The organism is Faecalibacterium sp. AF28-13AC, from assembly GCF_003478405.1.
Taxonomy (GTDB): domain Bacteria; phylum Bacillota; class Clostridia; order Oscillospirales; family Ruminococcaceae; genus Faecalibacterium; species Faecalibacterium prausnitzii_E.
The window spans coordinates 298,871-322,561 of record NZ_QUFG01000003.1; the positions used below are offsets into that span (position 1 = coordinate 298,871).

General features: G+C 55.0%; 27 protein-coding genes and 3 pseudogenes. 9 read left to right on the forward strand and 21 right to left on the reverse strand.

The features are described 5' to 3' along the window. Positions 1–18 precede the first annotated feature (18 nt). Positions 19–213 (reverse strand): DUF3873 domain-containing protein, encoded by a 195-nt coding sequence (locus DWY95_RS05865; RefSeq protein ID WP_118552755.1) that lies wholly within the window; start codon positions 211–213, stop codon positions 19–21. Positions 214–445: 232 nt separating this feature from the next. Here DWY95_RS05865 and DWY95_RS05870 point away from each other — a divergent pair, with 232 nt between their 5' ends. Further along, positions 446–817 carry a helix-turn-helix transcriptional regulator gene (locus tag DWY95_RS05870; RefSeq protein ID WP_118552756.1) on the forward strand — a complete coding sequence of 124 codons (372 nt, stop codon included), beginning with the start codon at positions 446–448 and terminating at the stop codon, positions 815–817. A gap of 7 nt (positions 818–824) precedes the next feature. On the opposite strand, the gene DWY95_RS05875 is transcribed toward DWY95_RS05870, so the two are convergent. From DWY95_RS05875 to DWY95_RS17180, 3 genes are read right to left on the reverse strand one after another with little or no spacing between them, the layout of a single operon-like run. Then, the gene (locus DWY95_RS05875; protein WP_118552757.1) at positions 825–1,784 is read right to left on the reverse strand and encodes a TlpA disulfide reductase family protein; all 960 of its coding nucleotides are present in this window, start codon (positions 1,782–1,784) and stop codon (positions 825–827) included. A 12-nt stretch (positions 1,785–1,796) separates the two neighbouring features. Then, the gene (locus tag DWY95_RS05880) at positions 1,797–2,681 is read right to left on the reverse strand and encodes a 4Fe-4S binding protein (RefSeq protein ID WP_187116964.1); all 885 of its coding nucleotides are present in this window, start codon (positions 2,679–2,681) and stop codon (positions 1,797–1,799) included. Between the two features lie 25 nt (positions 2,682–2,706). Beyond that, positions 2,707–2,853 carry a CD1871A family CXXC motif-containing protein gene (locus DWY95_RS17180; RefSeq protein WP_187116960.1) on the reverse strand — a complete coding sequence of 49 codons (147 nt, stop codon included), beginning with the start codon at positions 2,851–2,853 and terminating at the stop codon, positions 2,707–2,709. 148 nt (positions 2,854–3,001) lie between these two features. Between DWY95_RS17180 and DWY95_RS05885 the strand changes: the two genes are divergently transcribed. After that, positions 3,002–3,679, forward strand: a complete 678-nt coding sequence (locus tag DWY95_RS05885; protein WP_118552759.1) for a response regulator transcription factor — start codon at positions 3,002–3,004, stop codon at positions 3,677–3,679. Further along, positions 3,676–4,845, forward strand: a complete 1,170-nt coding sequence (locus tag DWY95_RS05890) for a HAMP domain-containing sensor histidine kinase (protein ID WP_118552760.1) — start codon at positions 3,676–3,678, stop codon at positions 4,843–4,845. The genes DWY95_RS05885 and DWY95_RS05890 overlap by 4 nt, the downstream gene beginning before the upstream one ends. 419 nt (positions 4,846–5,264) lie before the next feature. Here DWY95_RS05890 and DWY95_RS05900 read toward each other — a convergent pair whose 3' ends face one another. The 16 genes and pseudogenes from DWY95_RS05900 to DWY95_RS17600 all read right to left on the reverse strand — a co-directional run. Further along, a complete protein-coding gene (locus DWY95_RS05900) occupies positions 5,265–5,777 on the reverse strand; it encodes a ferritin (RefSeq protein WP_118552792.1) in 513 nt (170 codons plus the stop codon). Beyond that, the gene (locus DWY95_RS05905) at positions 5,771–5,950 is read right to left on the reverse strand and encodes a transcriptional repressor (protein WP_187116965.1); all 180 of its coding nucleotides are present in this window, start codon (positions 5,948–5,950) and stop codon (positions 5,771–5,773) included. The genes DWY95_RS05900 and DWY95_RS05905 overlap by 7 nt, the downstream gene beginning before the upstream one ends. A 392-nt stretch (positions 5,951–6,342) precedes the next feature. After that, positions 6,343–7,272, reverse strand: coding sequence for a thioredoxin-disulfide reductase (gene trxB, locus DWY95_RS05910; RefSeq protein ID WP_118552761.1), 930 nt, complete (start codon positions 7,270–7,272; stop codon positions 6,343–6,345). A 14-nt stretch (positions 7,273–7,286) separates the two neighbouring features. Next, positions 7,287–7,610 carry a thioredoxin family protein gene (locus tag DWY95_RS05915; RefSeq protein ID WP_118552762.1) on the reverse strand — a complete coding sequence of 108 codons (324 nt, stop codon included), beginning with the start codon at positions 7,608–7,610 and terminating at the stop codon, positions 7,287–7,289. A gap of 161 nt (positions 7,611–7,771) precedes the next feature. After that, complete coding sequence (locus DWY95_RS05920; protein ID WP_118552763.1) at positions 7,772–8,953, reverse strand: MBL fold metallo-hydrolase; 1,182 nt, start codon at positions 8,951–8,953, stop codon at positions 7,772–7,774. A gap of 128 nt (positions 8,954–9,081) precedes the next feature. After that, complete coding sequence (locus tag DWY95_RS05925) at positions 9,082–9,945, reverse strand: nitroreductase family protein (RefSeq protein ID WP_118552764.1); 864 nt, start codon at positions 9,943–9,945, stop codon at positions 9,082–9,084. Positions 9,946–9,979: 34 nt separating this feature from the next. Further along, positions 9,980–11,023: a ribonucleotide-diphosphate reductase subunit beta gene (locus DWY95_RS05930; RefSeq protein ID WP_118552765.1), complete on the reverse strand. Its 1,044-nt coding sequence runs from the start codon at positions 11,021–11,023 to the stop codon at positions 9,980–9,982. 10 nt (positions 11,024–11,033) lie between these two features. Further along, positions 11,034–13,577, reverse strand: a complete 2,544-nt coding sequence (locus DWY95_RS05935) for a ribonucleoside-diphosphate reductase subunit alpha (RefSeq protein ID WP_112090700.1) — start codon at positions 13,575–13,577, stop codon at positions 11,034–11,036. Between the two features lie 138 nt (positions 13,578–13,715). Next, on the reverse strand, positions 13,716–14,927 hold the full coding sequence (locus DWY95_RS05940) for an FprA family A-type flavoprotein (protein WP_097771460.1): 1,212 nt from the start codon (positions 14,925–14,927) through the stop codon (positions 13,716–13,718). Between the two features lie 23 nt (positions 14,928–14,950). Beyond that, the gene (locus DWY95_RS05945; RefSeq protein WP_118552766.1) at positions 14,951–16,864 is read right to left on the reverse strand and encodes an acyl-CoA dehydrogenase family protein; all 1,914 of its coding nucleotides are present in this window, start codon (positions 16,862–16,864) and stop codon (positions 14,951–14,953) included. 22 nt (positions 16,865–16,886) lie between these two features. Further along, a complete protein-coding gene (locus DWY95_RS05950) occupies positions 16,887–17,318 on the reverse strand; it encodes an Rrf2 family transcriptional regulator (RefSeq protein WP_118552767.1) in 432 nt (143 codons plus the stop codon). A 324-nt stretch (positions 17,319–17,642) separates the two neighbouring features. Continuing rightward, entirely contained in the window at positions 17,643–18,017 is a 375-nt protein-coding gene (locus DWY95_RS05955) for a desulfoferrodoxin family protein (RefSeq protein WP_005946408.1), read from the reverse strand. A gap of 21 nt (positions 18,018–18,038) precedes the next feature. Continuing rightward, positions 18,039–18,445, reverse strand: a pseudogene (locus DWY95_RS17185) (rubrerythrin family protein); the annotation flags it as partial. A 204-nt stretch (positions 18,446–18,649) separates the two neighbouring features. Beyond that, a pseudogene (locus DWY95_RS17520) lies at positions 18,650–19,078 on the reverse strand (cyclic nucleotide-binding domain-containing protein); the annotation flags it as partial. Continuing rightward, entirely contained in the window at positions 18,990–19,391 is a 402-nt protein-coding gene (locus tag DWY95_RS17595) for a NifB/NifX family molybdenum-iron cluster-binding protein (protein ID WP_337995360.1), read from the reverse strand. The pseudogene DWY95_RS17520 and the gene DWY95_RS17595, both read right to left, overlap by 89 nt. Positions 19,392–19,547: 156 nt before the next feature. Beyond that, positions 19,548–19,769 (reverse strand): annotated as a pseudogene (locus DWY95_RS17600) (DUF134 domain-containing protein); the annotation flags it as partial. Between the two features lie 275 nt (positions 19,770–20,044). Here DWY95_RS17600 and DWY95_RS05975 point away from each other — a divergent pair. The 3 genes from DWY95_RS05975 (at position 20,045) to DWY95_RS05985 (ending at position 21,430) form a co-directional block, all read left to right on the forward strand. After that, positions 20,045–20,251, forward strand: a complete 207-nt coding sequence (locus tag DWY95_RS05975; RefSeq protein ID WP_118552768.1) for a DUF6219 family protein — start codon at positions 20,045–20,047, stop codon at positions 20,249–20,251. 200 nt (positions 20,252–20,451) lie between these two features. Then, complete coding sequence (locus DWY95_RS05980) at positions 20,452–20,691, forward strand: GTP-binding protein (RefSeq protein WP_118552769.1); 240 nt, start codon at positions 20,452–20,454, stop codon at positions 20,689–20,691. A 100-nt stretch (positions 20,692–20,791) separates the two neighbouring features. Further along, a complete protein-coding gene (locus DWY95_RS05985; protein ID WP_097771470.1) occupies positions 20,792–21,430 on the forward strand; it encodes a DUF6198 family protein in 639 nt (212 codons plus the stop codon). An 88-nt stretch (positions 21,431–21,518) separates the two neighbouring features. On the opposite strand, the gene DWY95_RS05990 is transcribed toward DWY95_RS05985, so the two are convergent. Further along, positions 21,519–21,737, reverse strand: a complete 219-nt coding sequence (locus DWY95_RS05990; RefSeq protein WP_118552770.1) for a helix-turn-helix domain-containing protein — start codon at positions 21,735–21,737, stop codon at positions 21,519–21,521. A gap of 196 nt (positions 21,738–21,933) precedes the next feature. On the opposite strand from DWY95_RS05990, the gene DWY95_RS06000 reads away from it, so the two are divergent. From DWY95_RS06000 to DWY95_RS06010, 3 genes are all read left to right on the forward strand, one after another. Continuing rightward, on the forward strand, positions 21,934–22,398 hold the full coding sequence (locus DWY95_RS06000; protein WP_243082605.1) for a phage integrase SAM-like domain-containing protein: 465 nt from the start codon (positions 21,934–21,936) through the stop codon (positions 22,396–22,398). A 203-nt stretch (positions 22,399–22,601) separates the two neighbouring features. After that, complete coding sequence (locus tag DWY95_RS06005; protein ID WP_118552771.1) at positions 22,602–23,117, forward strand: helix-turn-helix domain-containing protein; 516 nt, start codon at positions 22,602–22,604, stop codon at positions 23,115–23,117. A 125-nt stretch (positions 23,118–23,242) separates the two neighbouring features. Beyond that, a partial coding sequence (locus tag DWY95_RS06010; RefSeq protein WP_147365924.1) for a replication initiator protein A occupies positions 23,243–23,691 on the forward strand: 449 nt, incomplete at its 3' end.

A 23,691-nucleotide genomic window follows, 5' to 3' on the forward strand; every position in this document is an offset into this window, starting at 1 on the left:
GCATCCTCAGCGGATTTTTTAGTTTATGTAGCAGCGGTCCTGTTTTATAAGCCAATCTTCACACAGCCGCTGGGCTTCGTCCTTTGTGCAGCAGGTGCAGTTGAAAAGTTTGCCACGGATGGAACAGTAAATGTAGTGTACCTTCGGGACTCCATTGGCATCTCGAAAATCAACGCAGCGTTCCTCACCGGGTAGCAGATAGATCGTATCCACGTTCAGCAGCTCCTTTTACCTTCGTTCATGTGCCAAGGGCACAACGTTTGCCATTGTACCATGTGCCGTCCCAAAAGACCATTGCTTTTTTGACCAAAGATACGCGCAAAAATTCTCCACTTTGAAATTACCCAACTGGCGTTGAACAAACACAGATAGATTGTGTATAACAAAAAATTGCGACAGGTATGCTATTGGTGTGTAACAAACACAATTAGAATGTGAGGTCGCTATGAATACGCTTTTGGGTCAACGAATACGAGAGCAGCGCAAAGAAAAAGGATGGACAATCGAGCAGTTTGCAGAACGGGTCGAGTTGTCAGCAAATTATGTTGGAGACTTAGAGCGCGGAGTAAAAATCCCTAAACTGGAAACCTTTATCCGAATCGTCGAGGTGCTGGACGTATCTGCCGATGTGCTGATCCGGGATTCGGTTGCATCTGCTTCCCATGTGGCAGATGATGAACTGTGCAAAAAGTTGAGCCCGTATTGGCAGAATACGCTTCGATACATCACGTTTCCTCCTTTCAGGGGAATCAGGACTCACTCCGACCCTTCGAGCGCCATGGGCAATGCAGCGGCGCACAGCAGGCGCTTTTTTTAATCTCGGGTCAGCCCATATCGGCGGCAAGAGCCTGGTCGATGAGCTTTTGCAGCGTCTCCGCCTGCTTCTTTTCCGTGATGGCACCTACGATGGGGTCACCCACGATATTGCCGTTGCGGTCAACCACATAGGTGGTGGGGTAGGCAAAAATGTTTGTAGTGAACTTTCCCGCCTCGCCGTCGGAAGCGAAATACACATTCTGGTAGGTGGCGCCCTTCTTGGCCAGTACATCTTTTGCTTCGGAAATTGCCGCTTCATCGCCATCCAATGTGAAGGTGTTGACACCGATGAGTGCGCCGCCCTTCTTCGCAAGCTCCTTGTTCAGTGCGTCCAGCTCGGAAAGCTCGCCCACGCAGGGATTGCAGGTGGTGAACCAGAAATTCACAACGGTGACGGCGTTGGCGGAGAACAGCTCGTCGCTCTTCACCGGATTCCCATCCAAGTCTTTGCCCTCAAATGCGGGGAACTTCTGCATACTGCCGTCGTCGGGCGGATTGGTCATGTCGCTGCCTGCGGGCACGCTCATATCGCCGTCGATGGATTCCTGCATGATATCGGGGTACTTGTTTTCCAGCTCGGTCAGCTTATTCTCGATATTGCTGATCTTCGTGGCCGACTCCTTCAGCATCTCATACTCTTCGTCGGTGAACTGATCTTTGGCACCCTCGATGGTATCCAGCAGGAAGTCGCCATAGTTTTTGCCGTCCTCCTGCATGGTCATGCCCTTATCGGCCGCCATGAACACCTTTTCCCAGAGCGCAGTGTTCTGCGAGAGAATCGTGTTCTCCTGTTCCATCAGCTTTTTGTGTAGGGCAAGCGCCTCCTCGGCGGTTTTCGGCTCGCCGGTCATGGCGGAGCTGTCTCCGCTCATATCCGCCTGCTTGTCGTTGCCCTTTGCGCCGCAGGCTGCAAGGGAGAGCAGCATCATCGCGCACAGCATCAGAGCCAGTATCTTCTTTGCGTTCATATTCGTTTCTCCTTAAGCTTTGTTGTTGTTTTCTCGCAGTGTCGCTGCGTTTTCCTTCTCTTTTCCATCGCCGAAGCCGTAGCGGAAGCACACGGCGTTCGTCGGACAGGCGCGGATGCACATCCCGCAGCGGATACACTCAGTATGGTTGGGCGTTTTCGTCACATCCACATCCATCTTGCAGGCTCTGGCGCATTTCCCGCAGGAAACGCACTTATTCTTATCCACCTTCATCTGGAAGAGGGACACCCGGTTGAACAGTGCGTAGAACGCGCCCAGCGGGCACAGCCACTTGCAGAAGGGACGGTAGAATACCACGCTCAGCACGATCACCGCCAACAAGATACCGAATTTCCATGTAAACAGGCTGCCCAGCGCCGCCCGGATGCCGGAATTGGCAAGGGACAGCGGGATGGCCCCCTCCAGCACGCCCTGGGGGCAGAGGTATTTGCAGAAGAAGGGGTCGCCCATGCCAACGTCGTTCACAAGGAACGCCGGCAGCAGGAAAACCATCACCAGCAGGACAGCGTACTTGAGATAGGTCAGGGGCTTGAGTTTCTTTGTGGAGAGCTTCTTTGTCGGGATCTTATGCAGCAGCTCCTGAAACCAGCCGAAGGGACAGAGGAAGCCACAGATAAAGCGTCCCAGCAGGACTCCCAGCAGAATGAGAAAGCCTGTGATATAATAGGAGAAGCTGAACTTGGACGAGCCCACCACCGCCTGAAACGCTCCGATGGGGCAGGCCCCGGAGGCCGCCGGACAGGAGTAGCAGTTCAGCCCCGGCACGCAGACGGTTTTCCCAGCGCCCTGATACAGTCCTCCCTTGAGGAAGTTCGGCAGGTGCAGGTTGGTCAGCAGCGTCGCACCCGCCTGAATCCAGCCCCGGAAGCGGGACATGGTCTGCGAAACGCCTGAAAACTTTTTACCCAATACCCACACACTCCAGACATAATTTGATTGCTTTGCTCAGCACTGTCGCCGCCTCGCCCCGCCAGACGCCGAAGAACAGCATGGCGGCTCCGGCCATCAGCAGCGCGATCTGCGCCGCAGCCTTTTTCCCGCAGCTCATTTTTCATCACCCTTTCCGATTTTGTGCCCCCATCATAGCACGGGAGAGTTAAAGTCTCTGTTAAGAACGAAAACTTAACGCAAACCTTATCTATTTCTGCTATAATGAAAGCAACACAAAAAACAAAGAAATATAAAGGAGGGCTCTCATGCACCTTTTAGTAATTGAAGATGAACGCGCCCTGTGCGAGACCATCGTCCGCAGCCTGCGGCGGCTGGCCTACAGCGTGGACTACTGCTATGACGGAGAAGAGGCGCTGGCGCTTCTGGGCGTGGAGCGCTACGACCTGGTGCTTCTTGATCTGAATCTGCCGAAAAAGGACGGCATGACGGTGCTGCGCACCCTGCGGCAGACCGACCGGGAGACGCGGGTGCTGATCCTCTCCGCCCGCAGCGAAGTGGAGGACAAGGTGCAGGGGCTGGACGCCGGGGCGAACGACTATCTGGCGAAGCCCTTCCACTTGGCGGAGCTGGAGGCCCGCATCCGCAGCCTGACATTGCGGCAGTTCACCCAGCAGGATGTGTTGCTAAGCTGCGGAGGCCTGACCTTTGACACCCGCTCCCGTACCGCCGCCGTCAACGGGCAGACGCTGACGCTGACCCGCAAGGAAACGGGGATACTCGAATACCTGATGGTGCATCAGGGGCGGCCCGTGAGTCAGGAGGAGTTGATGGAGCATGTTTGGGACAACAGCGTGGACAGCTTCAGCAATTCCATTCGCGTCCACATCTCCGCCCTGCGCAAAAAGCTCCGCGCCGTGCTGGGCTATGACCCCATCCGCAACCGCATCGGCGAGGGCTATCTGATGGGAGGCGAGGAGGAATGAAGCGTCTTTCTTTGCAGTGGCGCATCACGCTGATGACCGTCCTGCTCATCGGCATCACCTGCGTGGCCATGAATTTACTGCTGTGCTCCTCCGGTGTGTACTATATGGACACCATTGCGGACAGCTTGCAAGGCGGCGGCACGGTGATCCTGAATGATGGCGGAGCGGCGAGCTTTGACCCGCAGCTCATAGCGTCCAACGAGGAGTTGACCATCGTCGTCGATGGGGTGCAGGGGCGCTTCCGCACCACCAACTGGTACATCACGGCGGCGGTAACGCTGCTCAGCGGTATCCTCGCCTATTTCGTCAGCGGACGCGCTCTCAAGCCCCTGCGCAGCTTTGCCTCGCAGGTGGAGCAGGTGCAGCTGAACAATCTTGCCGATATGAGGATCGATGAAGATGCTATTTCGGAGTTCCGGCAGCTGAGCCGCTCGTTCAACCAGATGCTGGAGCGGCTGAACAACGCCTTTTCCGCCCAGCGGCAGTTCACCGGCAACGCCGCCCACGAGCTGCGCACGCCACTGGCACTAATGCAGGCGCAGTTGGAGCTGTTTTCCGCGGAGCATCCTGATGTGCGACCGGAGACGGCGGAGTTCCTCACGCTTTTGCGTGAGCAGACGGAACGGCTGATACAGATGACCAGGACACTGCTGGAGATGAGCAATTTGCGGCAGGTGGCGCGGAACGAGCGGATCCAGCTCGCTCCCATGATCGAGGAGATCTTCACAGATCTTGCGCCGCTCTCAGATAAGCTCGGCGTCACGCTGACGGCGGAGGGCGACGGCATTATGACCGGCAGCGATGCACTGATCTACCGGCTGATCTTCAACCTGACGGAGAATGCTGTCAAGTACAACCGGCCGGGCGGCTCGGTACGGGTTTCTGTCACTCAGGAGTTGGAAAAGCTTCTGCTCCGCGTCTCCGACACCGGCTGCGGCATCCCGGAGGAGTATCAGCGCAGTATCTTCCAGCCTTTCTTCCGGGTGGACAAGTCTCGCAGCCGGGAATACGGTGGCGCAGGACTGGGGCTCTCACTGGTATGGGAAATCGCCGACCTCCACGGCGGCTCCGTTTGGGTGGAGGAAAGCTCGGAGAAGGGCACTACCATTGCGGTGGAGCTGCCGGCAGGGGCGAAAAACGATTCCTCCGGCGCGGATATCCCATAATAGTCCTCGGCGGTTTCATGATGATCGTTTTTCAACCTCCACAATGTTATCGCAGCAGCTCTCGATCAGCTCCCTGTCCTGGGTGATCACGAGAATGGTTCTGTCGCTCCGCACCTCGCTTTTCAGCCTTTCTGCGATCAGGCGCATAATTCTGCCCGTCAAGACCGCTGGGTGACTCATCAAGAATCAGTATCCTTCCTTTGAAGCATTCTCCAAAGCTATTGCTGATTATATCGACTATTACAATAACAGCAGGATCCAAGCGAAAACAAAATGGATGCCTCCCTCTAAATTCAGGGAAGCATCCATGATGGAAGCTTAATTATTCATTTTTGAACTAGTGTCCAGAAAACCGGGCACATATCACCTGTATGTAGTCTGCCTTTTGCCTGATGCGAAAGCCCGCAGACACGCGGGGCTTACAGCACCAGCGAGGGCGCGGTGTAGACCCGTGCCTTCAGCTCGCTGTTTAGCATATACAGCCCCTTGCTGTCACCGCCGAACAGATCCATCTTGGTAATGAGGTCAGCGGCGTTCTTCTCCTCCTCGCCCTGTTCCTTGATGAACCAGTCCAGCATCTGCATGGTGCGGAAGTCCCTGACCTCGTATGCGGCGGCGTAGATGGCATTGATGCTGGCGGTGACCAGCTTCTCGTGCTCCAGTGCCTTTTTCAGCGGGGTCATGTGGTCGCCTCGTTCCCACTCCGGCTTTGCGATAGCCTCAAAGGTGACGCCCTCGCCGTTATTCTGCAAATACTGATAAAACAGCATGGCGTGATCCCGTTCCTCCTGCGCCTGTACCCGGTACCAGTTCTCAAAGCCGTCCAGTCCGGCGGCGGCGTAGTAGTTGGCAAAGTCCAGATACAGATAGGCGGAGTAGAACTCCTTATTGATCTGCTCGTTGATCAGCTTAGATACCTTAGCGTTCATGATACTTCTCCTCCATAAGATTGTCTTTTTCCTGCTCCCGGCAGGCAGGGCAGATATACCGTACCCAGAGCGATGCTGGAATGCTCCCTTTTCATCTCCAGGAACACCTGCTCCGCCGTGGGATGCTGCTGCAGCTCCGTTACGGCGGCCAATATCTCCTCTGCGTATTTTGGCATACCGCCAACTCTCCAAATGCAAAAATGAATCTTATTATTTTGTTTTTATTATACCTATATTTTCTTCTCTGTCAACAACCACAAAGGGCTTGTGCTCCAAAAGCTGCCTCGAAGCCGATTTTCTCAAATTATGTGACGCCGTCACAGTAAAACCGCTTGTCACGCGGTATACTACGCATAAAAGCACAGCCGCAGAGTACATCTGTGGCTGTGTTTTGTGTTCAGTTGCTTACTGTTACGTGGACTGGATATGGAGAGACAACATATCTCCCGATCTTACATGGGTTTCTTATCTGCCATCACTCTGGCAGTTTGCCTTGCAGATATGTCGGCATCCCCACTGCGGTCGTATCCGGCCTGACCTTAAACATGGCTTTTTCAATCTACCTCCCTTATCGGTTTTCCGCGATATATTTTTCCGCCATGTGGACTGCCACCGCGCCGTCCGCCACGGCGGTGACCACCTGACGGAGGGGCTTCGTCCGCACGTCGCCCACGGCGTAAACGCCGGGAATACTGGTTTCCGTGGTCTCTCCGGCCACGATATAGCCGCCGCCGTCCAGCTCCAGTTGACCCACCGCCAGCGCCGTGGCGGGCTGTCGGCCCACGCTGACAAATACGCCGTCGCAGTCCACCACGCTTTCCTCACCGGTGACGGTGTCCCGCAGGCGGACGCCGGTCAGCCTGTCCCCGGAAATCAGCGCGGAAACGACGCTGTTCCAACGGAATTCCACATTTTCGGCCTGTGCCAGCGGCTCGTGATAGATCTTGGTGGCCCGCAGGGTGTCTCTGCGGTGGACGAGGATCACTTTTTTCGCCACGCGGCTGAGAAGGAGGGCATCTGCCGCGGCGGAATTGCCGCCGCCCACCACGACCACCGTTTTGCCCTTGTAAAACATCCCGTCGCAGGCGGCGCAGTAGGCCACGCCCCGGCCCAACAGCTCCGTCTCTCCGGCAACGCCCAGCGTTCTGGGGTCTGCGCCGGTGGCCAGCACCACGGTTTTCCCCCGGAAGATCCCCTCGCTGGTCTCCACGAGCTTGGGAACCGACGTCAGATCCATGCGGAGGACTTCTGCGTATTCGCTGCGTACCCCAAAACGCTCCGCCTGCTTTTGCATCTTCTCCGCCAGAGAGAAGCCGTTGATCCCGTCCTCAAAGCCGGGATAGTTGTCGATCTGCTCGGTCAGGGCCATCTGCCCACCGGCGGACAGTTTTTCCAGCACGATGGTGTCCAGCCCCGCCCGTGCCGCGTACAGGGCGGCGGTGTAGCCGCCCGGGCCGCCGCCCACCACGAGCATATCATAAACATGATTGTTGTTCATATCTGAACCCTCCGTTATTTCGCCAAGGCTTCCTGAATGAAACGGTCGATTTCTGCCTTTGAGCCGGGCGCGGTGATGGAATCCACGGCCTTTCCGTTCCGGTACAGCACCAGAGTTGGGATGTCCTCAATCCCCTCGGCCCCCGCCAGCCGCGGCTCCTCGTCAATGTTGATTTTGCCGACGGCAAGGCTGTCCGCGTATTCCTCTCCAATCTTCTCATACGCAGGGCCGATCCTCCGGCAATAGCTGCACCAGGGCGCCCAGAAATCCACCAAAACAGGCTTTTCCTCCCGGATCAACTGCTTAAACTGCTCCTGATTCATATTGATAGCTGCCATATCTGTCAGCTCCTTTCCTTTGTTTGGGTATTCTCAAGACTCCGGTCTCTCCCCACACCACATCGTGACCTCAACCTGAGATGACGGTACTCTGCCCTTGGGACATAAAGCAGATGAGTAAGACCACCATCTGTACGAGAATAGCTGCGGTTTGTTGCAGCTTATTCCGCGCAGAGCTCAGCCACCAGAGCGTCCATCTGCGCTTCGCTGGTTTGGTTCAATGCACCACGCAGAGACACTACCGTTTCGTAAAGGTGGATATCCTTCATCTCCTCCAGTTTGGTGCGCATCAGCCGCGCGGCAGCAGGTGCCCAAGAGCCGTTTTCAATAAGACCAACCCGGCGGTTCCGGAATCCCTTTGTCTGTAAATGCTCCAAAAACTCCTTCATGGGCGGAAACAGTCCTCCGTCATAGGTGGAGCAGGCCAACACCAGTTTCCCACAGTAGAATGCGCTGGTCACGGCATAGGAAAGGTCTGTTGCCGTCAGATCGCACATGGTGACTTGCGCACCTTTTCCCTCCAGCTTGCTCTTGAGGGCCTCCGATGCGTATGCGGTATTTCCATGGATGGATGCGTGGGCAATCAGTATGCTCTCCGATTCTTCTGGTTCCCATTGTGACCAGAGATCATAGAGCCGCAGACACTCCTCCAGCCCTTCTGTAAGCACGGGACCGTGGAGCGGGCAGATTGTTTTGATCTCCAGCGCGGAGATTTTTTTCAGCAGAGCCTGCACCTGTGCGCCATATTTCCCGATAATATTGTAATAATACCGTCGGGCCTGCGGCACCCAGGGGGCACGGGCAGTCCGTTCCAGTGAGCCAAAGCGTCCGAAGGCATCCGCCGAGAACAGGATTTTTTCCGTTTCCTCATACGCCGTCATCACCTCCGGCCAGTGTACCATCGGCGCCAGCAGAAAGCGCAGCCGGTGCAAACCCAAGGAAAGCGTATCTCTTTCGCCAACCTCCAGCATACGGTCTTCCGACAATGCACCTGTGCCGAAGAACTGCTTGATCAGGGTAAATGTTTTCGCGTTTCCCACGATCTTCATCTCCGGGTACTTTTGTGCCAGCCGCATGAGACTGCCGGAATGATCCGGCTCCATGTGTGTGACCACAAGATAGTCGGGCCTGCGCCCCTCCAACACCCGCGCCACATTGGAAAGCCATTCTTCCGTTGCCCGTGCGTCCACGCTGTCCATCACGGCAATCTTCTCATCCAGAATGACATAGGAGTTGTAGCTCACTCCCATAGGCTGGACGGGGTACTGGTTTTCAAAGAGTGCCAATGTGTTATCATCCACCCCTACATAGCGGATGGCATCTGTTACCGTTTGGATAGCCATATAAAAAACACCTCCTATTTTCCTTACTCAGACTCTGACTGATAGGTTCTTCTTTTCTAATGAAACATACGCTCAACCGCGGATCGACGGTCGCGCATTTTACCGTTGCCTTGCTTCCCCCAGAGTCGTTACATGTGGTACACCGCAGCGGAGCGAAGTCCTTCCGGCAGGCCGTCGGGCGCAGCAGGTGAAAGTTCCCAGCGTACCTGCCCCGCCCACTGGGAGGCGACGGCGGAAAAGTGGAGCATGACAATACCGAGATCCAATGCGGCATCCAAATTATCGGTGTAGGCATCCTCCTGCTGCACCAAATAGATGCTGTGGTCCTGCACAAGGAAGCCATAGGGCTGACGGTTGAGATAGCTGGGGGAGAGCGAAGCGGCGTAGATGGACTGCCAGAGCATATCGTCGTAGAAGTCCATCATCTCGTCAAGCCCAGACTTGTTGCTCCAGCTCCCCATGTGAACCAAATCGTGCACACCCTTTTTGGGCGCGTAGTACTGCTGCTCGGCCCGCACATCGATCTGAGACATACTTAGGATATTCAGCCGCAGCTTTTTTGCGGTCTTTTCCCCGTAGCCAAAGGCAACGATTGCCGCCACCTCTAACGGGGTGGCGAGAGACAGTGCCTGTTTGATTTTGTCGCTGTCGGTGAAGGTCATCCAGCAGGTGTCAATGTCCAACTCAGTCAGCTTAAGGACGAGATCTTCCATCATGTAGCCGGCGTTGATGGCCGCATAGGAATGCGGGGCAGACATAAGGAGCAGGTAGTGCGGTGCTCCGATGAGAAATTGATTATAGCCCGCTGAGCTCTCCAGCGCCGGCTGTGCATCCTTGTCCAAGACGATCAACTCCGTTGCAATCTCCGGGACAAGACGGGGGCAGGTCTTTTCATAGTAGGATCGGAGCTGGCCGATAGCCTCGCTCGGAACTTCCTTTTCGCGGAATGCGTGAACGGATCTGCGATTTTGAATCATAGCGCTGTAATTCATAGTAATATCTCCTATTCTGATGTCTTTGGTTTTCTTATAAATCGTCTATCAGTGCGGTGCTCTTGGCGTAGGCGGTACTGCGTGCCTCAAAGAAATCGGTCTTGACCATGTTGGCGTCGGCGTACTGGCTGACCCATTCCATGCTCTCCGGTTCGCTCTCAAAGCCTGGATACAATGCGGGATAGCCAAGGCTCGTCCAGCGGAGGTTGCCGAGATAGCGGATGTAATCGCTGATCATCTGCCGGTTCAGCCCCGGGATGTCGTCGCCGATCACATAATGCCCCCATGCAATCTCCTGTTCCACGCCCTCACGCATCATCTCGCGCAGCGCTTGTACGCTCTCGGCGGTGAACAACTCCGGCTGCTCCTTTTGCAGCTCCGTGATGATATTGCGGAACAGCCACAAGTGCGTGTTCTCATCACGGTTTATGTAGCGAATCTCCTGCGCCGAGCCGGGCATCTTCCCGTTTCGGGAGAGATTGTAGAAGAACATAAAGCCGCTGTAAAAATAGATGCCCTCCAAAATATAGTTTGCCATCATCACGCGCAGCAGCGTGGGAGCGTCCTTCCGCTCCTGAAACTCGTTGTAGCAGTCCCCAATGAAGGTGTTGCGGCGCAGCAGATGCTCGTCCGTTTTCCATTGGTAGAGGATGTCATTGCGCTCCACGGGGGAACAGATGGTGTCGAGCATATAGCTGTAGCTCTGTGAGTGGACACACTCCTGAAACGCCTGAATGGACAGGCAGAGATTGACCTCGTTGGCGGTAATGTAGGCGCCGATATTAGGCAGGTTCGCTGTCTGAATGGAATCCAAAAAGACAAGAAAACTCAGAATTTTATCGTAGGCGCTGCGCTCGGCTGACAGCAGGCGGGGATAGTCCTTCACATCCTGCGAGAGATTGATCTCCTCAGGGATCCAAAAGTTGTTCATGGCCTGCCGGTACCAGTCGCTGACCCAAGCGTACTTCATATTGTTGAAGTCGTTGAGGTTGGTGGTATTGCCGCTGATCATGCGCCGCAGGCGCACATCAGGGTCGCCCTCCGGGTTAAAGAGGGGCTTTTTCTTCAGTTCCGTCATGCTATCCTCCTTATGACGAGCAGCTTTCGCAGGTCTCGACCTCAAGGGCCTTGCTGCGGACATAGTAAATGGTCTTGACGCCGGCCCTCCACGCCTCCAAATACAGTCTGAGCACCTGACGCATGGAATAGTCGTTGGTGATATAGAGATTCATGCTCTGCGCCTGGTCAATATGTCTCTGGCGAAGGCCCGCGGCGCGTACCGACCAGCTTTGGTCGATCAGATGCGCTGCCTTATAGTACCACCATGTGTCCATAGAAAGCTCCGGAGCAACGCGGGGCAGCATGCTGCCCTTTTTTTCCTCTAAAAAGAATTTCTTCATAATTGGATCTATGCCAGCCGACGTGCCGGAGAGGATAGATGTGCTGGAGGTCGGTGCGACCGCCAGCAGATAGGCGTTGCGCATTCCCTGCACCGCCACCGTTTTCGCAAGCGCCCGCCACTTTTCGGAGGTATAACCCCGCTTTTCAAAATACGCGCCCGTCTGCCAGTCGCTGCCCTCAAAGAGCGCGTAACGACCCTTTTCCCGTGCCAGTGCTGTGTCCGCCTTGACGGCGGCGTAGTTGATGAGCTCGAATACTGCATCGGTGAAGGCAAGGTGCTCATCGCTCTCCCAGTGGATGCCGCGCTTTGCCAGCATGTGGTGGTAGCCGCTGACGCCCAGGCCGATGCTGCGGTACTTCTGATTGGTAAGCCGCGCGTATTCCAACGGGTAGAAGTTGAGGTCGATCACATTATCCAGTGCGCGGATGGCCGTTTCCACCGTGCGTTCCATATAGGCCTCGTCCTCCACCGGCAGATTACCGAGAGACAGACTCGCCAGATTGCAGACCACAAACTCACCTGGGCGTGTGGCCGTCACCACTATTGTGTCGCCGTTCTCCGTGTGCACCTCAGTGCTGATGTGCTCGATGGGTGCCATGTTCTGCGCGATCTCCGTACAGAGATTGGAGCAATAGATCATTCCCGTGTGGCCGTTTGGGTTCATATGATTTACACTGTCTCGATTGAAAGCGAAGGGCGTGCCGGTCTCCACTGCCGAGCGAAGCACCAGCCGCACGATGTCCTTGACGGTGACGCTGCGCTTTTCGATGCGCGGGTCATTGACGCAGTCCAGATACCGCTTCTCCCATTCTGTACCCCAGTAATCCTCCAGTGCGTAGCCCTTGACCGTGAGGATCTCATGCGGACACATGAGATGCCACGGCGCGTCTATGTTCTCCTCCGCTAGTCGCCAGAAGAGATCCGGATAGCACACGGCGGGAAACACATCATGTGCCTTCATGCGGTCGTCGCCGTTGTTGGTGCGCAGTTGAAGGAATTCCGGCAGATCCCGGTGCCATGCGTCTAAGTAAACCGCCACAGCGCCCTGCCGCATCCCCAACTGATCCACCGCCACGGCGGTGTCGTTGACCAGCCGGATCCAGCGGATAACACCGCCCGCCGCCCCTTGAAAGCCGCGGATGGTGCTGCCTGCAGCGCGCACCTTACCGAAGTACATCCCCATTCCACCGCCGAATTTAGAGACCTTTGCGAAGTTGTCCAGCGAGCGGTAGATGCCGTCCAGACTGTCCGGCACAGTGTCCACAAAGCAGCTTGAAAGCTGATGGTAGGGCTTTCGTGCGTTGGACATGGTAGGTGTCGCCATCGTGACCTCCATACGGCTGAGCATATCGTAAAAGCGTTTTACCCACCCCATGCGATCAGAGCCTTCGTTCATAGCAAGATGCAGCGCGATACCCAAAAACATCTCCTGCGGTGTTTCCAGCGGCACGCGGCTGCGTGACTGGATCACATAGCGTTTGAGCAGCAGGTCAAGGCCGGAGTAGGTGAACAGCTCGTCCCGTTCCGGGCAGAGAAAGTCCTCCGCCATGGCAATCTCCTCGTGGGTATAGTGGGCAAGGATATAGTCACCGTAGAGTCCCTTATCCGTCAGATAGCGAAGCTTGCCATAGAGGTCGCCGACGCCGCGCCCCTCCCATTCCTGTGCGTTGCGACAGCGAAAGGAGTGGTTCAGAAGCCGCGCCGCGATGAACTCCCACTTGGGTGCCTCTGCCGTAGTCAGCTCTACCGCCGCCTTGGTCAGTGCCTCAGCCCGCTCATCCTCCGTCATGCCCAGGCGACAGAAACTCTCAAACTTCATTTGAAGCGCCGCGAGGGAGTAGACTTCCTCGGTAAAATCCATCTGGATGCGGCGCAGCACCTCGTCAAGCGAGTCATCCCCCACCGTCCGCGCGATGGTATGCCGGACACGGCGCAGCGCAGACCGCTTTTCGCGGTAGAGGATGTACGCCTTGGCCACCTCATAGTGTCCGCGCTCCATGAGCGTTCGCTCCACCTCGTCCTGCACACGTTCTACGGTGAGCGGCACTGTGACGGAGAGATTGTTGAGAACGGTGGCGAGGATCTCATCCATCTCTCTGCTCCCGATCTCCTTGCCCTGTCCGTCAAACGCCTTTTTCATGGCGTTGAAAATTTTCTCCTGTTGAAAGGGAACAGACTCCCCGTTTCGTTTTCTGATCTCCATTTCGATCCTCTCATCTTCTCCGGTCATTTCTCATGTACTTTTGGGCAAAGAGCGGGCAAGCGCAGTATCACGCTTGCCCGCTCTGTTTTTGAAAGCCGGTTTTTCTGCCGCCGACGCGGTGGGGCTGTTTGTTGTCTGTTGTCTTGGTTTTGGCTTTCCTGCCAGTTACTTCATAGATTCCAGAATGGCGTCCGCCAGTGCTTCCAGCTCAGTGCGCTTGTCCGTGCCCATGGACGAGGCGAGGCTGAGCCGCTCGTTGAGCACCGTCATGTTCTTAAGCTCATTGTTGACGAATTTCTGCATGAGGTCACCGGACTTCACCGCCCATGAGCCGTTTTCAATGATGGCAAAGGTGCGGTTTTGCAGATTCAGTGCCTTCATATCCATGAGGAAGTCATGCATGGCAGGGTAGATGCCGAGGTTGTAGGTCACAGAGGCCAGGACAATGTGACTGTACTTAAACGCCTCGGAGATCAGCTGGGAGACATGAGTGGAGGACACATCGTACATCGCCACCTTGCTCATGCCCTTATCGCAGAGCGACGTCGCCAGCGCCTGCGCCGCGTTCTCCGTGTTGCCGTACATAGAGGCGTAGACGATGAGCACGCCCTGGGTCTCAGGGGCATAGCGGCTCCATGTGTCGTACTTTTCAATAAACCAGCCCAGATCCTTGCGCCACACGGGGCCGTGGAGCGGGCAGATGTACTTGATCTGATCCAAAACGCCGCCGGCCTTTTTCAGCAGGAGCTGGATGTGGGGGCCGTACTTGCCCACGATGTTGGTAAGGTAGCGACGGGCGTCGTCCAGCCAGTCCCGCTCGAAGTCCACCTCGTCGGCGAACAGCTTGCCGTCCAGCGCGCCGAAGGTGCCGAAGGCGTCGGCGGAAAAGAGGACGCCGTCGGTGAGGTCGAGGGTCACCATGGCCTCCGGCCAGTGAACCATAGGCGCGCCCACAAAGGTGACGGTGTGCTTGCCGAAGGAGAAGGTGTCGCCCTCCTTCACCTCGATGCACTCATGTCCGTCCACATGGAAGCCGAACTGCCGCATGAGCATGAATGCCTTCTCGTTGGAGATCAGTTTCACCTTGGGATGGCGCAGCAGAATCTCCTCGATGCAGGCGGCGTGATCCGGCTCCAGATGGTTGACCAGCAGGTAGTCCAGCTCGCGGCCATCCAGCACATACGCCAGATTTTCCAAAAGCTGGCGGCAGGCAGACCAGTCCACCGTGTCAAAGAGCACCGTCTTTTCGTCCAGCAGGCAGTAGGCGTTGTAGCTTACGCCCCGTGGAATGGGAAAGCAGTTTTCAAACAGGGCCAGACGATGGTCGTTGGCACCCACCCAGTAGAGGTCGTTCGTTACTTTACGCACGCAATACATCTTATCTTGCCTCCTTCACGGCCTCAAGCCTTTACAAATTGATCCTTCGTCTCCGCGCACTCGGGACACACCCACTCGGCGGGAAGCTGCTCAAAGAGCGTACCGGGCGCGATCTCGCCGTCCTCGTCGCCCAACTCCGGCACATACTCGTAGCCGCAGCCGCTGCAGACGTAGCGGTCGCCGATGGGGGCGGGCTTCGGCGGCGTGGGCCGCTTCATCTTTACCATGGGCGGCGCGGGCATCTTTTCGCCGCTATCCAGCGCGGCAGTGAGCAGGGGCAGGATCTCCTCCACATCGCCCACGATGCCGTAGTCGCAGTTCTTGAAGATAGGCGCGTTACCGTTCTTATTGATGGCCACGATGGTGGAGGCGTCCTTGATGCCCTTAAGGTGCTGGGATGCGCCGGAGATGCCGCAGGCGATGTACAGATTGCCGGTGAACTTCTGACCGGACATACCCACATAGCGGTTCAGCGGCAGATATTTGAGAGTCTCCGCCACAGGGCGGGAAGAACCGATGGCCGCGCCGGCGGCCTTGGCCAGCGACTCTACCAGTTTCATGTTCTTTTTCTCCCCGATGCCCTTGCCCGCGGAGACCACCCGCTCCGCCTGCGGGATGGGCGTATCCATAGGGATGCCCACGGAGAAGTCGTGACCATCCTTCTTCAGCGCCGCCACAAGGTCGGCCACCTGCTGGGCAGCATCCCCCTCCCGGAAGATGGTCTTTTTGCGAATGCCGGTGATGGGCGCGGGTTTCTTGGCCGCCGAACGGCTCTCGCCGCCGGAGCTCTTGCCCAGCCTGCCCAACAGATGAGAGGCGATGACCACCCGCTGGATCTCGTTAGTGCCCTCGTAGAGGGTGGTAATCTTGGCGTCGCGGTAGGCCCGTTCCACCTCCATGCCCTTGAGGTAGCCGCTGCCGCCGTGGATCTGCAAGGCATCGTTGGTGACCTCCAGCGCGATGTCCGAGGCGTACATCTTCGCCATGGCGGACTCCATGCCGTAAGGCGCGTGCTGCTCCTTCAGTTCCGCCGCGGAGTAGATGAGGAACCGGGCGCAGCGCAGCTTGGTTGCCATATCCGCCAGCTTGAAGGCGATGCTCTGCTGGGCCGCGATGGGCTTGCCGAACTGGACGCGCTCCTTGGAATAGCTCAACGCGTGCTCAAACGCGCCCTGGGCGATGCCCAGCGCCTGCGCGGCGATGCCGATGCGCCCGCCGTCCAGCGTGGACATGGCAATCTTGAAGCCCTCGCCCTCCTTGCCCAATAGGTTTTCCTTGGGAACCTTCACGTCGTTGAAGATCAGCTCCGCCGTGGAGGAGGAGCGAATACCCATCTTGTCATAGTGGTCGCCGAACTCAAAGCCCTTCCAGCCCTTCTCCACGATGAAAGCGGAGATGCCCCGGGTGCCGATGTCCGGCGTGGTGACAGCGAAAACCACATAGGTGTCCGCCTTAGGGGCGTTGGTAATGAAGATCTTGCCGCCGTTGAGGAGGTAGTAGTCCCCCTTATCCAGCGCCGTGGTCTCCGTGCCGCCGGCGTCAGATCCGGCGTTGGTCTCCGTAAGGCCGAAGGCGCCGATCTTCTCGCCCTTGGCCAGCGGAACCAGATATTTCTTCTTCTGCTCCTCGGTGCCATAGGCGAAAATGGGCCATGAGCCGAGGGAGACGTGGGCGGAGAGGATTACGCCCGTGCCGCCGTCCACACGGGCCAGCTCCTCCACCGCGATGGCGTAGCTCAGGGCATCAAGACCGGCACCGCCGTACTCCTTGGGGTAGGGAATGCCCATCCAGCCCAGCTTACCCAGCTTCTTGACAGCCTCCTCGGGAAACTCGTTGTTCTGATCCATTAAAAATGCGAGGGGCTTGATTTCCTCCTCCGCAAAACTCCGGATCTTCGCGCGCAGCTCTTCGTGCGCCGCCGTGGTTTGAAACAGCATACGGGTACCTCCTTTTAAAATTTTACAGCTTGCTTGTATCTTGGGGATCGGATCCGCCGGTCAGCAGCCTGCGCAGGCTCACGGCACGGAACGCCTCGTCCTGCTTTTGCTGCAAGGCCGCCAGCTGACAGTGGATGGCGCACCGCCCATGCTTGTCCTGCCAGCGGCATTCATATCCCGACTCCATGCAGGCGCACAGGATGCCCCGCTCCCCCACGACCCCCATGAGATCGTAGAGGGAGGTCGCGTCCAGATCGCAGGACAGCGCGCAGCCGCCGAGAGCGCCGCGGCTCACCCGCACCAAATTGCCGGCGGAGAGCTTGCGCAGAATCTGGTAGGCAAACTGATTGGGGATCAATTCCGTTTCCGACATCTCGGCCACCGAATGCTTCTCCCCGTCCAGCAGCACCCGCAAAATGCGCAGCGCGTAGTCCGTCTCTTTGGTGATGATCATGCTCCACATCCTCTTTTCGCTTGCTTGTTAATACCATTATAACAATCTTGATAAAATTTGTCAAGATTGTTATAAAAAAATACCGCTTTCATACAGACCGCCCCAGCCAGGGTCAGCTTCGCTTTCCATTCAGCGAAAAGCCATATTCCTTTTCATATTGACAATCTCCTGATCGGGATTGAGCTTGATTTTCATGTTCGCCACCTCTTTCTTGTTTATTGATTATGGCTTTATCATACCGCAGGACAAAGTCTTTTTCTGTGACGAGGTTACATTGATAAAAAAATCCGGTGCTTTTTGAGCACCGGATTTTAAGAAGGTGAATTACGCTTTCCACAGACTGTGGAGGTTGCAGTAGGCGTAGACCGCCTCGACCTCATCGCCCTCGCAGAGAGCGAAGCAGACCTCCGGCTTTTCGCCGGGATGCAGTTCCTTACGCTGATTGCCCTGCTTGGTCTGGAGAGATACCCATTCGATGTAGTGCTCCGGCAGCATGGGGTGCTCCACAGAGCCGACCTTGACATGGACGATGCCGTTTTCCACCGTCCAGACAGGGACGTGCTTCTCCACGGCAGCGTCGGTGGTGCCGGGAACGATCTCGCTCATCGGCTCGCCGCAGCAGACAACAGGGACGCCTGCGTCCTTAACTTTGGCAATGATGTTACCGCAATGCTTGCAAATGTAAAACTTCTGCTCCATGATAATTCTCCTTTTCTTTCTTTAATAGTTTTCTGCGTGAATTTCAAAATAGCTCTGGGGATGGTTGCAGGTGGGGCAAACCTCCGGAGCCTTCTCGCCCACGACGATGTGACCGCAGTTGCGGCACTCCCACACCTTGACCTCGCTCTTGGCGAAGACCTCCGCCATCTCCACATTGTGCAGCAGGGCACGGTAGCGCTCCTCGTGATGCTTTTCAATGGCGGCGACCAGGCGGAAACGCTGGGCTAGCTCATGGAAACCTTCCTCATCGGCAGTTTTGGCAAAGCCATCGTACATACCGTCCACTCGTAGTTCTCACCCTCAGCGGCGGAGAGAAGGTTTTCTGCGGTGTCGCCAATGCCGTTCAGTTCTTTGAACCACAGCTTGGCGTGTTCCTTCTCATTATCAGCGGTTTTGAGGAACAGTGCCGAGCTGATGTGCTGGGCGATCTGCTCATGGGTCGTACGTATCGTGTCGGAGCCGGTACGTTCCGCTTCGGCAAAGAGAAATTCTGCCAGCCGCTGATCCAGCCCCTTGAACATGATCTGCTGCATCGCCCACATCACATCAGAAAACCGTTTCGTTGCCAGTTCATAGAGAAAACAGCGGACATGGAGATTTTTCTCCTTGAGTGCAGCAATGACATTTGCAGGGATAACCAGAACGTCCGTATCCATTCCGGCAGTCATTTGCGTATCAAAGGTGATCTGACTGATCACGCAGGAGGCGGAAAGCACGCATAGTTCGCCCGGATACAGGCGGAACAGCGTTACCTCCCGCCCCTCATCAGAGAGAAGATAGGTGCGAATCTCGCCGGAAAGAATAAACAGCATTCCGAGACATTCATTGTCGCTGCTGTGAACGAACGCACCCTTTTTATAATGACGGACAAAGGCACTTCGGCGTAGTGTGTCCATTTCGCGTTCGGTCAAGGATGACCAGAACGGAAGTTGTGTCAGTGTGCGTTCCATATCAATGGCAGCTATGCTTGCCGCAGCCGTGGTCACCGCAGGAGTGACCAGCCTCGCCGTGCTCATGATCATGGCGGTCACAGTGAACATTGGGATCGTGGCCCAGATTTCCGTTGAGCAATGCGCTCACCGCAGCATCAGCGTCCCCGCTGACACCGCCGTAGAGCTTGATACCCGCTTCGGCCAGAGCTGCCTGCGCACCGCCGCCGATGCCTCCGCAAATCAAAGTGTCCACGCCGTTCTGCATCAGGAAGCCTGCCAGTGCGCCGTGACCGCTGCCGTTGGTGTCAACGACTTTCGCATGAGTGATTTTGCCGTCCACAGCTTCATAAAGCTTGAACTGCTCGGTGTGACCGAAATGCTGAAAGATTTGACCGTTTTCATAGGTAACTGCAATTTTCATAATGGAATCTCCTTTGCAAGTTTTGCCTAATTTTTCCATGTTGGTTCTCTGCATCCGGCAGCAACGGCCGCAGTGAGCTGCCTCCTGTCCTCCGCAGATGCGGTAGTTTCCCCCGGTGATGTGCAGCGGTTTCCCGTGAACAAGACACGCTGCGGTCTTGCGCCGTGCATTTTCGCAAATCTCCTGCACGGTAGAGCGGGAAATATCCATTTGCGCGGCACATTGCTCGTGGGTTTGCTACTCCAAGTCAACCAGCCGAATGACCTCGTATTCGTCTAGCGTCAGCAGGATCGGCTCGGTATTCTCGCACCCGTTGGGACAGAATGTATCGACCTGTGGTACGCCACAAATTTGACGGCACCGTGGCGGTCTTGGCATGGGAGCTTTCCTACCTTTGTATTCGGTATATTTCGATTGTAGCACTTTGGGCAGAAAAAAGCAATTTTTTCAAAAGCTACTACATTTTCCGTCCTTATATGTGTGCCGGCTGATATTCGGAGTCGAATGCTACATGTGGGCCTTGTTCGTAATGCCCACCGATCATGACCGTAGCGGCAGTCACAGCATCCACATGAAAGCGTTCCCGGTAATGCTTGCATTTTCGTAAAAAAACGTTATAATTGAATCAGTTAAATCAAAGGAGGTATCAAATCATGAAATCACATAAATACTGGTCCTTAGGCGCACTTTTCTGTATGTTGGGATGCATTTATTCTGGAATCAAAAAATCTATGACTGCGCATAAATACTTTGCCTATTCTTCATTGCTTTGTATGGGTATGTCCATTTATTCCGGTCACAAACTGGTTTCTCCAAAGAAGAAAAAAAACACTAAATCAAATAATAGTGAGAATAGTTAAACAAAAAATTTCCTTTATTCATCAAAGACAAAGTTGCTGGAGAATTTTTTCTCCAGCAACTTTCTTCATATAGAAAACCACAAGCTATGCTTGTGGAAGAATAGAGCCGTAGCGTTGAAACGGTAGAAAAAGAACCTCCTTTTGCTATAATTAGAAGCGGGTAACGCCAACCGCATAGGGCCTTTGGTTCGGCCTACTTTTTGGAGCTGGGCCTCTCATGCCAGCAGCTCGAACAGAATATCCCGGCCCTCTTCACCGACCCCGCGTGCGGCCATGTGCTGCGGGCGAAAGGCTTCGTACAGGACGAGAACGGCGGGGTGAAGCTGAACGCCACCGCCGACGGCCTGACGGCAAACGCTATCCCCAAGGGGCAGGAAGTGCTCATCGTGATCGGGGAGGGGCTGGAGAAAGAACGGATTGAGGCGAGATTAAAGGGGTAAGTCAATCCCCGTATATCGTTGTATCTTTCCATAAATAGTTTGTCTCCCGCCCAAAGCAGGCGTATAATAGGGGAAAAGAAACGCTAAAGGAGAATTCCCTATGAACGGCACCGCATTGCGCAAACCGACTGCCCGGCGGGTGGTGGGCATGGTGGCGGGCATCGTCATCATCGCTCTTGGCATTGCGCTTTTCAAGCAGTCCCACCTCGGCAACGACTCCATCAGCGCCCTGAACATGCGGCTGGCGGAGCTGCTCGGCATCTCGCTGGGCACCCAGAACCTGTGCACGAACATCCTGTTTTTCCTGCTGGAATTCTGGTTCGGGCGCAAGTACATCGGCCTTGGTACCTTCGTCAACGGCATCTGCATCGGGTACATCGTCACGGCGTTCTATGACCCCATTCACGCCCACTTCGGCGACGCGCCGTCGCTGGCGGTGCAGTTGGCGTGGGTCATCGCGGCGGTGCTGGTCACGGCGCTGGGCGCTTCGCTCTACCAGACCGCTGACCTCGGCATCGCGCCCTACGATTACCTTTCCCTCGGTCTGCGGGACTACACACCCTGCCCGTACTTCGGGTGCCGCATCTTCACCGATGCGCTCAGCGCCCTGCTGTGCTGGCTGCTGGGTGGCCTTGTGGGCCTTGGCACCTTGATCTGTGCGTTCTGCCTTGGGCCCTTCATCCAGTTCTTCGACCGGACGTTCTCCCAGAAGGTGCTGCAATACAAACCGAACAATTGAGAAACCCCGCAGCGTCAAATCATACGCTGCGGGGGTCTTTTTTATTGCTGCCGTTAAGCAGAAAATGAAAATGAAGGAGATCTACCTTTCAAAACCGCCTGTGGACTGCTGCGGCGATGGGGAGCCATAACAAACCCAGACAGATTCTTTCAATCGTCTCTACGCTCAACTGGCCTCCCCGACGAGCAGTGGTTTGGATTGTGGAGTACGATATTCCGCATTTCTTTGCCAACACACACAGATTCATATCACGCGCTTGCATCAAATCCTGAACACGCTTGATCGTATCCACGAAAACTCCTCCCATCTTTTTAGTTCAAAACTTTTCCAACAACCTCGAATCTTTGCTCTGGAGATATAAGGATCGGCGAATATTTGGTGTTAAGAGAAACCTAAACCGGTTGGTTATGCACCACGCCATAGCTGTCGGTAAAGAACTCTGCTTGGGACTTATCTGGGGTATCGTCCCATATTTTGAACCGCTCCACTATACATTGCAGGATATGGAACAGCATCCCAAATACATCCAAGACTTCTACCAGCATGAGTCGGATTGTGGCCTTACGGCAAACACCGTCATTCACTATCACGCCAACATCCGCAAATGCTTACAGTATGCTTTTCAAATCGGCATGATCCGTTCCAACCCGGCAGATCGCGTTGAACGTCCTCGTAAAGAAAAGTTCAAGTCGGAGATTTACAGCGGTGAAGAACTGGAGCAGCTTTTCAAAGTGATTCAAGGTGACCCTTCGGAGTTTGGCGTCATCATGGCTGCATTCTACGGGCTGCGGCGCAGTGAAATTGTTGGTTTGAAATGGGATGCCATTGACTTTGAGAACAAGAAAATCAGCATTCAGCATACGGTTGTGACCGCAAAGGTCAACGGAACGGTAACGGAAATCGCACGAGATAAGGTCTCCTCTGCCAATGCCATCGTCAATATCTTCCCAGAAAACACCAAAGTATAAGAAACTGAGTAGAAAAAGAAAAGCAGCCCAAAACCTTTCGATTTCGAGCTACTTGCAATGCCGGTGGTGGGGGTCTCCCGCGCACTGAGCAACAGCCCGCAGGGCTGATTGCTCCCCTGCTGTGCAGGGTCGTGCTGTTCGACCCGCTCACACGCCGCAGATAAAAAGAAAGCCCCCCAGACAAGCTGGAGGGCTTCCTTTTTATGCCGGTGGTGGGGGTCGAACCCACACGTGTTATTCGCACAAGGGATTTTGAGTTTTTATCCTCATCTTCCATCTGGTGTCATCCAGTGATATCTAGTGATATCTGGTTCCCACTGTGCAAAGGCAAAATTCACGCCTCAACGAACAATAATTTGAAATATCCACGATTTTTCGATGCGTTTTTCCTCTACTCTGTTTTTTCGGTTTGGACCGCCCAAATGGAAATTGGAGGGATGTTCAGGAGGGATGCAGGGCAAAACGCTCCCCTACTTAGGCACAAAACGAAAGGAAAGTCAAGGATAATGAATCAAAATCAAGCAAAAGAGTATTATAAAAAATTATTTGTGAACTATCCTGATGTGCTGTCTGTCGAAGAAGCAACAACTTTACTCGGTTTCAAAAGCCAGACTGCCATCATCAGAAGAATCCATCAACATAGAATTCGCTGCCTGAAAGTCGGACGATCTTTCATGATTCCGAAAGAATATCTCATCGACTATCTTTTGGATAGCTAAATTATATAGCCATTATATTACATAGCGCACCACTTTTCAATAAGAAAAGAGTGCGCTTTTTATTTTCAAACGAAAGGCGGTTGATTTTTTGAACACAAGCTGGAGCAAAACGTTGAAAAAGCCACATGACCCTTGACTACTTTTACGGACAAGCCGGAGAACTGTTTTCATTCTACCGCATTCCCAAGGCTCTTTTTCAGGAGCCACGGTTCCAGAGTCTGTCCACCGATGCAAAAACCCTGTACGGCATCCTGCTGGACCGCATGAGCCTGTCTGTGAAAAACGGCTGGCTGGACGAGCAGAACCGGGTGTTCATCATCTTCACGATAGAGGATGTCAAGAGGGCGTTGTGTTGCGCAGACAACAAAGCGACCAAGCTGCTCCGGGAACTCGAAAAGTTTGGTCTGATTGAACGAAAACGCAGAGGTCTGGGAAAGCCAAGTTTGGTGTATGTGAAGAACTTTTCGGCAGAATCGTCAAAATCAATATTCCAAAATCGTGATTTTCACGATTCTGGAGGCTTCAAAAACGCAAGTCAAGACCCTTCAAAATCACGATGTAATAAGACTAAAGA

Bases quoted from the DNA above. Each gene is read 5' to 3' on its own strand.
- DWY95_RS05870 (WP_118552756.1), top strand. From the start codon at position 446: ATGAATACGCTTTTGGGTCAACGAATACGAGAGCAGCGCAAAGAAAAA.
- DWY95_RS05875 (WP_118552757.1), bottom strand. From the start codon at position 1,784: ATGAACGCAAAGAAGATACTGGCTCTGATGCTGTGCGCGATGATGCTG.
- DWY95_RS05880 (WP_187116964.1), bottom strand. From the start codon at position 2,681: ATGTCCCGCTTCCGGGGCTGGATTCAGGCGGGTGCGACGCTGCTGACC.
- DWY95_RS17180 (WP_187116960.1), bottom strand. From the start codon at position 2,853: ATGAGCTGCGGGAAAAAGGCTGCGGCGCAGATCGCGCTGCTGATGGCC.
- DWY95_RS05885 (WP_118552759.1), top strand. From the start codon at position 3,002: ATGCACCTTTTAGTAATTGAAGATGAACGCGCCCTGTGCGAGACCATC.
- DWY95_RS05890 (WP_118552760.1), top strand. From the start codon at position 3,676: ATGAAGCGTCTTTCTTTGCAGTGGCGCATCACGCTGATGACCGTCCTG.
- DWY95_RS05905 (WP_187116965.1), bottom strand. From the start codon at position 5,950: ATGCCAAAATACGCAGAGGAGATATTGGCCGCCGTAACGGAGCTGCAG.
- trxB (WP_118552761.1), bottom strand. From the start codon at position 7,272: ATGAACAACAATCATGTTTATGATATGCTCGTGGTGGGCGGCGGCCCG.
- DWY95_RS05915 (WP_118552762.1), bottom strand. From the start codon at position 7,610: ATGGCAGCTATCAATATGAATCAGGAGCAGTTTAAGCAGTTGATCCGG.
- DWY95_RS05920 (WP_118552763.1), bottom strand. From the start codon at position 8,953: ATGGCTATCCAAACGGTAACAGATGCCATCCGCTATGTAGGGGTGGAT.
- DWY95_RS05925 (WP_118552764.1), bottom strand. From the start codon at position 9,945: ATGAATTACAGCGCTATGATTCAAAATCGCAGATCCGTTCACGCATTC.
- DWY95_RS05930 (WP_118552765.1), bottom strand. From the start codon at position 11,023: ATGACGGAACTGAAGAAAAAGCCCCTCTTTAACCCGGAGGGCGACCCT.
- DWY95_RS05935 (WP_112090700.1), bottom strand. From the start codon at position 13,577: ATGACCGGAGAAGATGAGAGGATCGAAATGGAGATCAGAAAACGAAAC.
- DWY95_RS05940 (WP_097771460.1), bottom strand. From the start codon at position 14,927: ATGTATTGCGTGCGTAAAGTAACGAACGACCTCTACTGGGTGGGTGCC.
- DWY95_RS05945 (WP_118552766.1), bottom strand. From the start codon at position 16,864: ATGCTGTTTCAAACCACGGCGGCGCACGAAGAGCTGCGCGCGAAGATC.
- DWY95_RS05950 (WP_118552767.1), bottom strand. From the start codon at position 17,318: ATGATCATCACCAAAGAGACGGACTACGCGCTGCGCATTTTGCGGGTG.
- DWY95_RS05955 (WP_005946408.1), bottom strand. From the start codon at position 18,017: ATGGAGCAGAAGTTTTACATTTGCAAGCATTGCGGTAACATCATTGCC.
- DWY95_RS17595 (WP_337995360.1), bottom strand. From the start codon at position 19,391: ATGAAAATTGCAGTTACCTATGAAAACGGTCAAATCTTTCAGCATTTC.
- DWY95_RS05975 (WP_118552768.1), top strand. From the start codon at position 20,045: ATGAAATCACATAAATACTGGTCCTTAGGCGCACTTTTCTGTATGTTG.
- DWY95_RS05985 (WP_097771470.1), top strand. From the start codon at position 20,792: ATGAACGGCACCGCATTGCGCAAACCGACTGCCCGGCGGGTGGTGGGC.
- DWY95_RS05990 (WP_118552770.1), bottom strand. From the start codon at position 21,737: ATGGGAGGAGTTTTCGTGGATACGATCAAGCGTGTTCAGGATTTGATG.
- DWY95_RS06000 (WP_243082605.1), top strand. From the start codon at position 21,934: ATGGAACAGCATCCCAAATACATCCAAGACTTCTACCAGCATGAGTCG.
- DWY95_RS06005 (WP_118552771.1), top strand. From the start codon at position 22,602: ATGCCGGTGGTGGGGGTCGAACCCACACGTGTTATTCGCACAAGGGAT.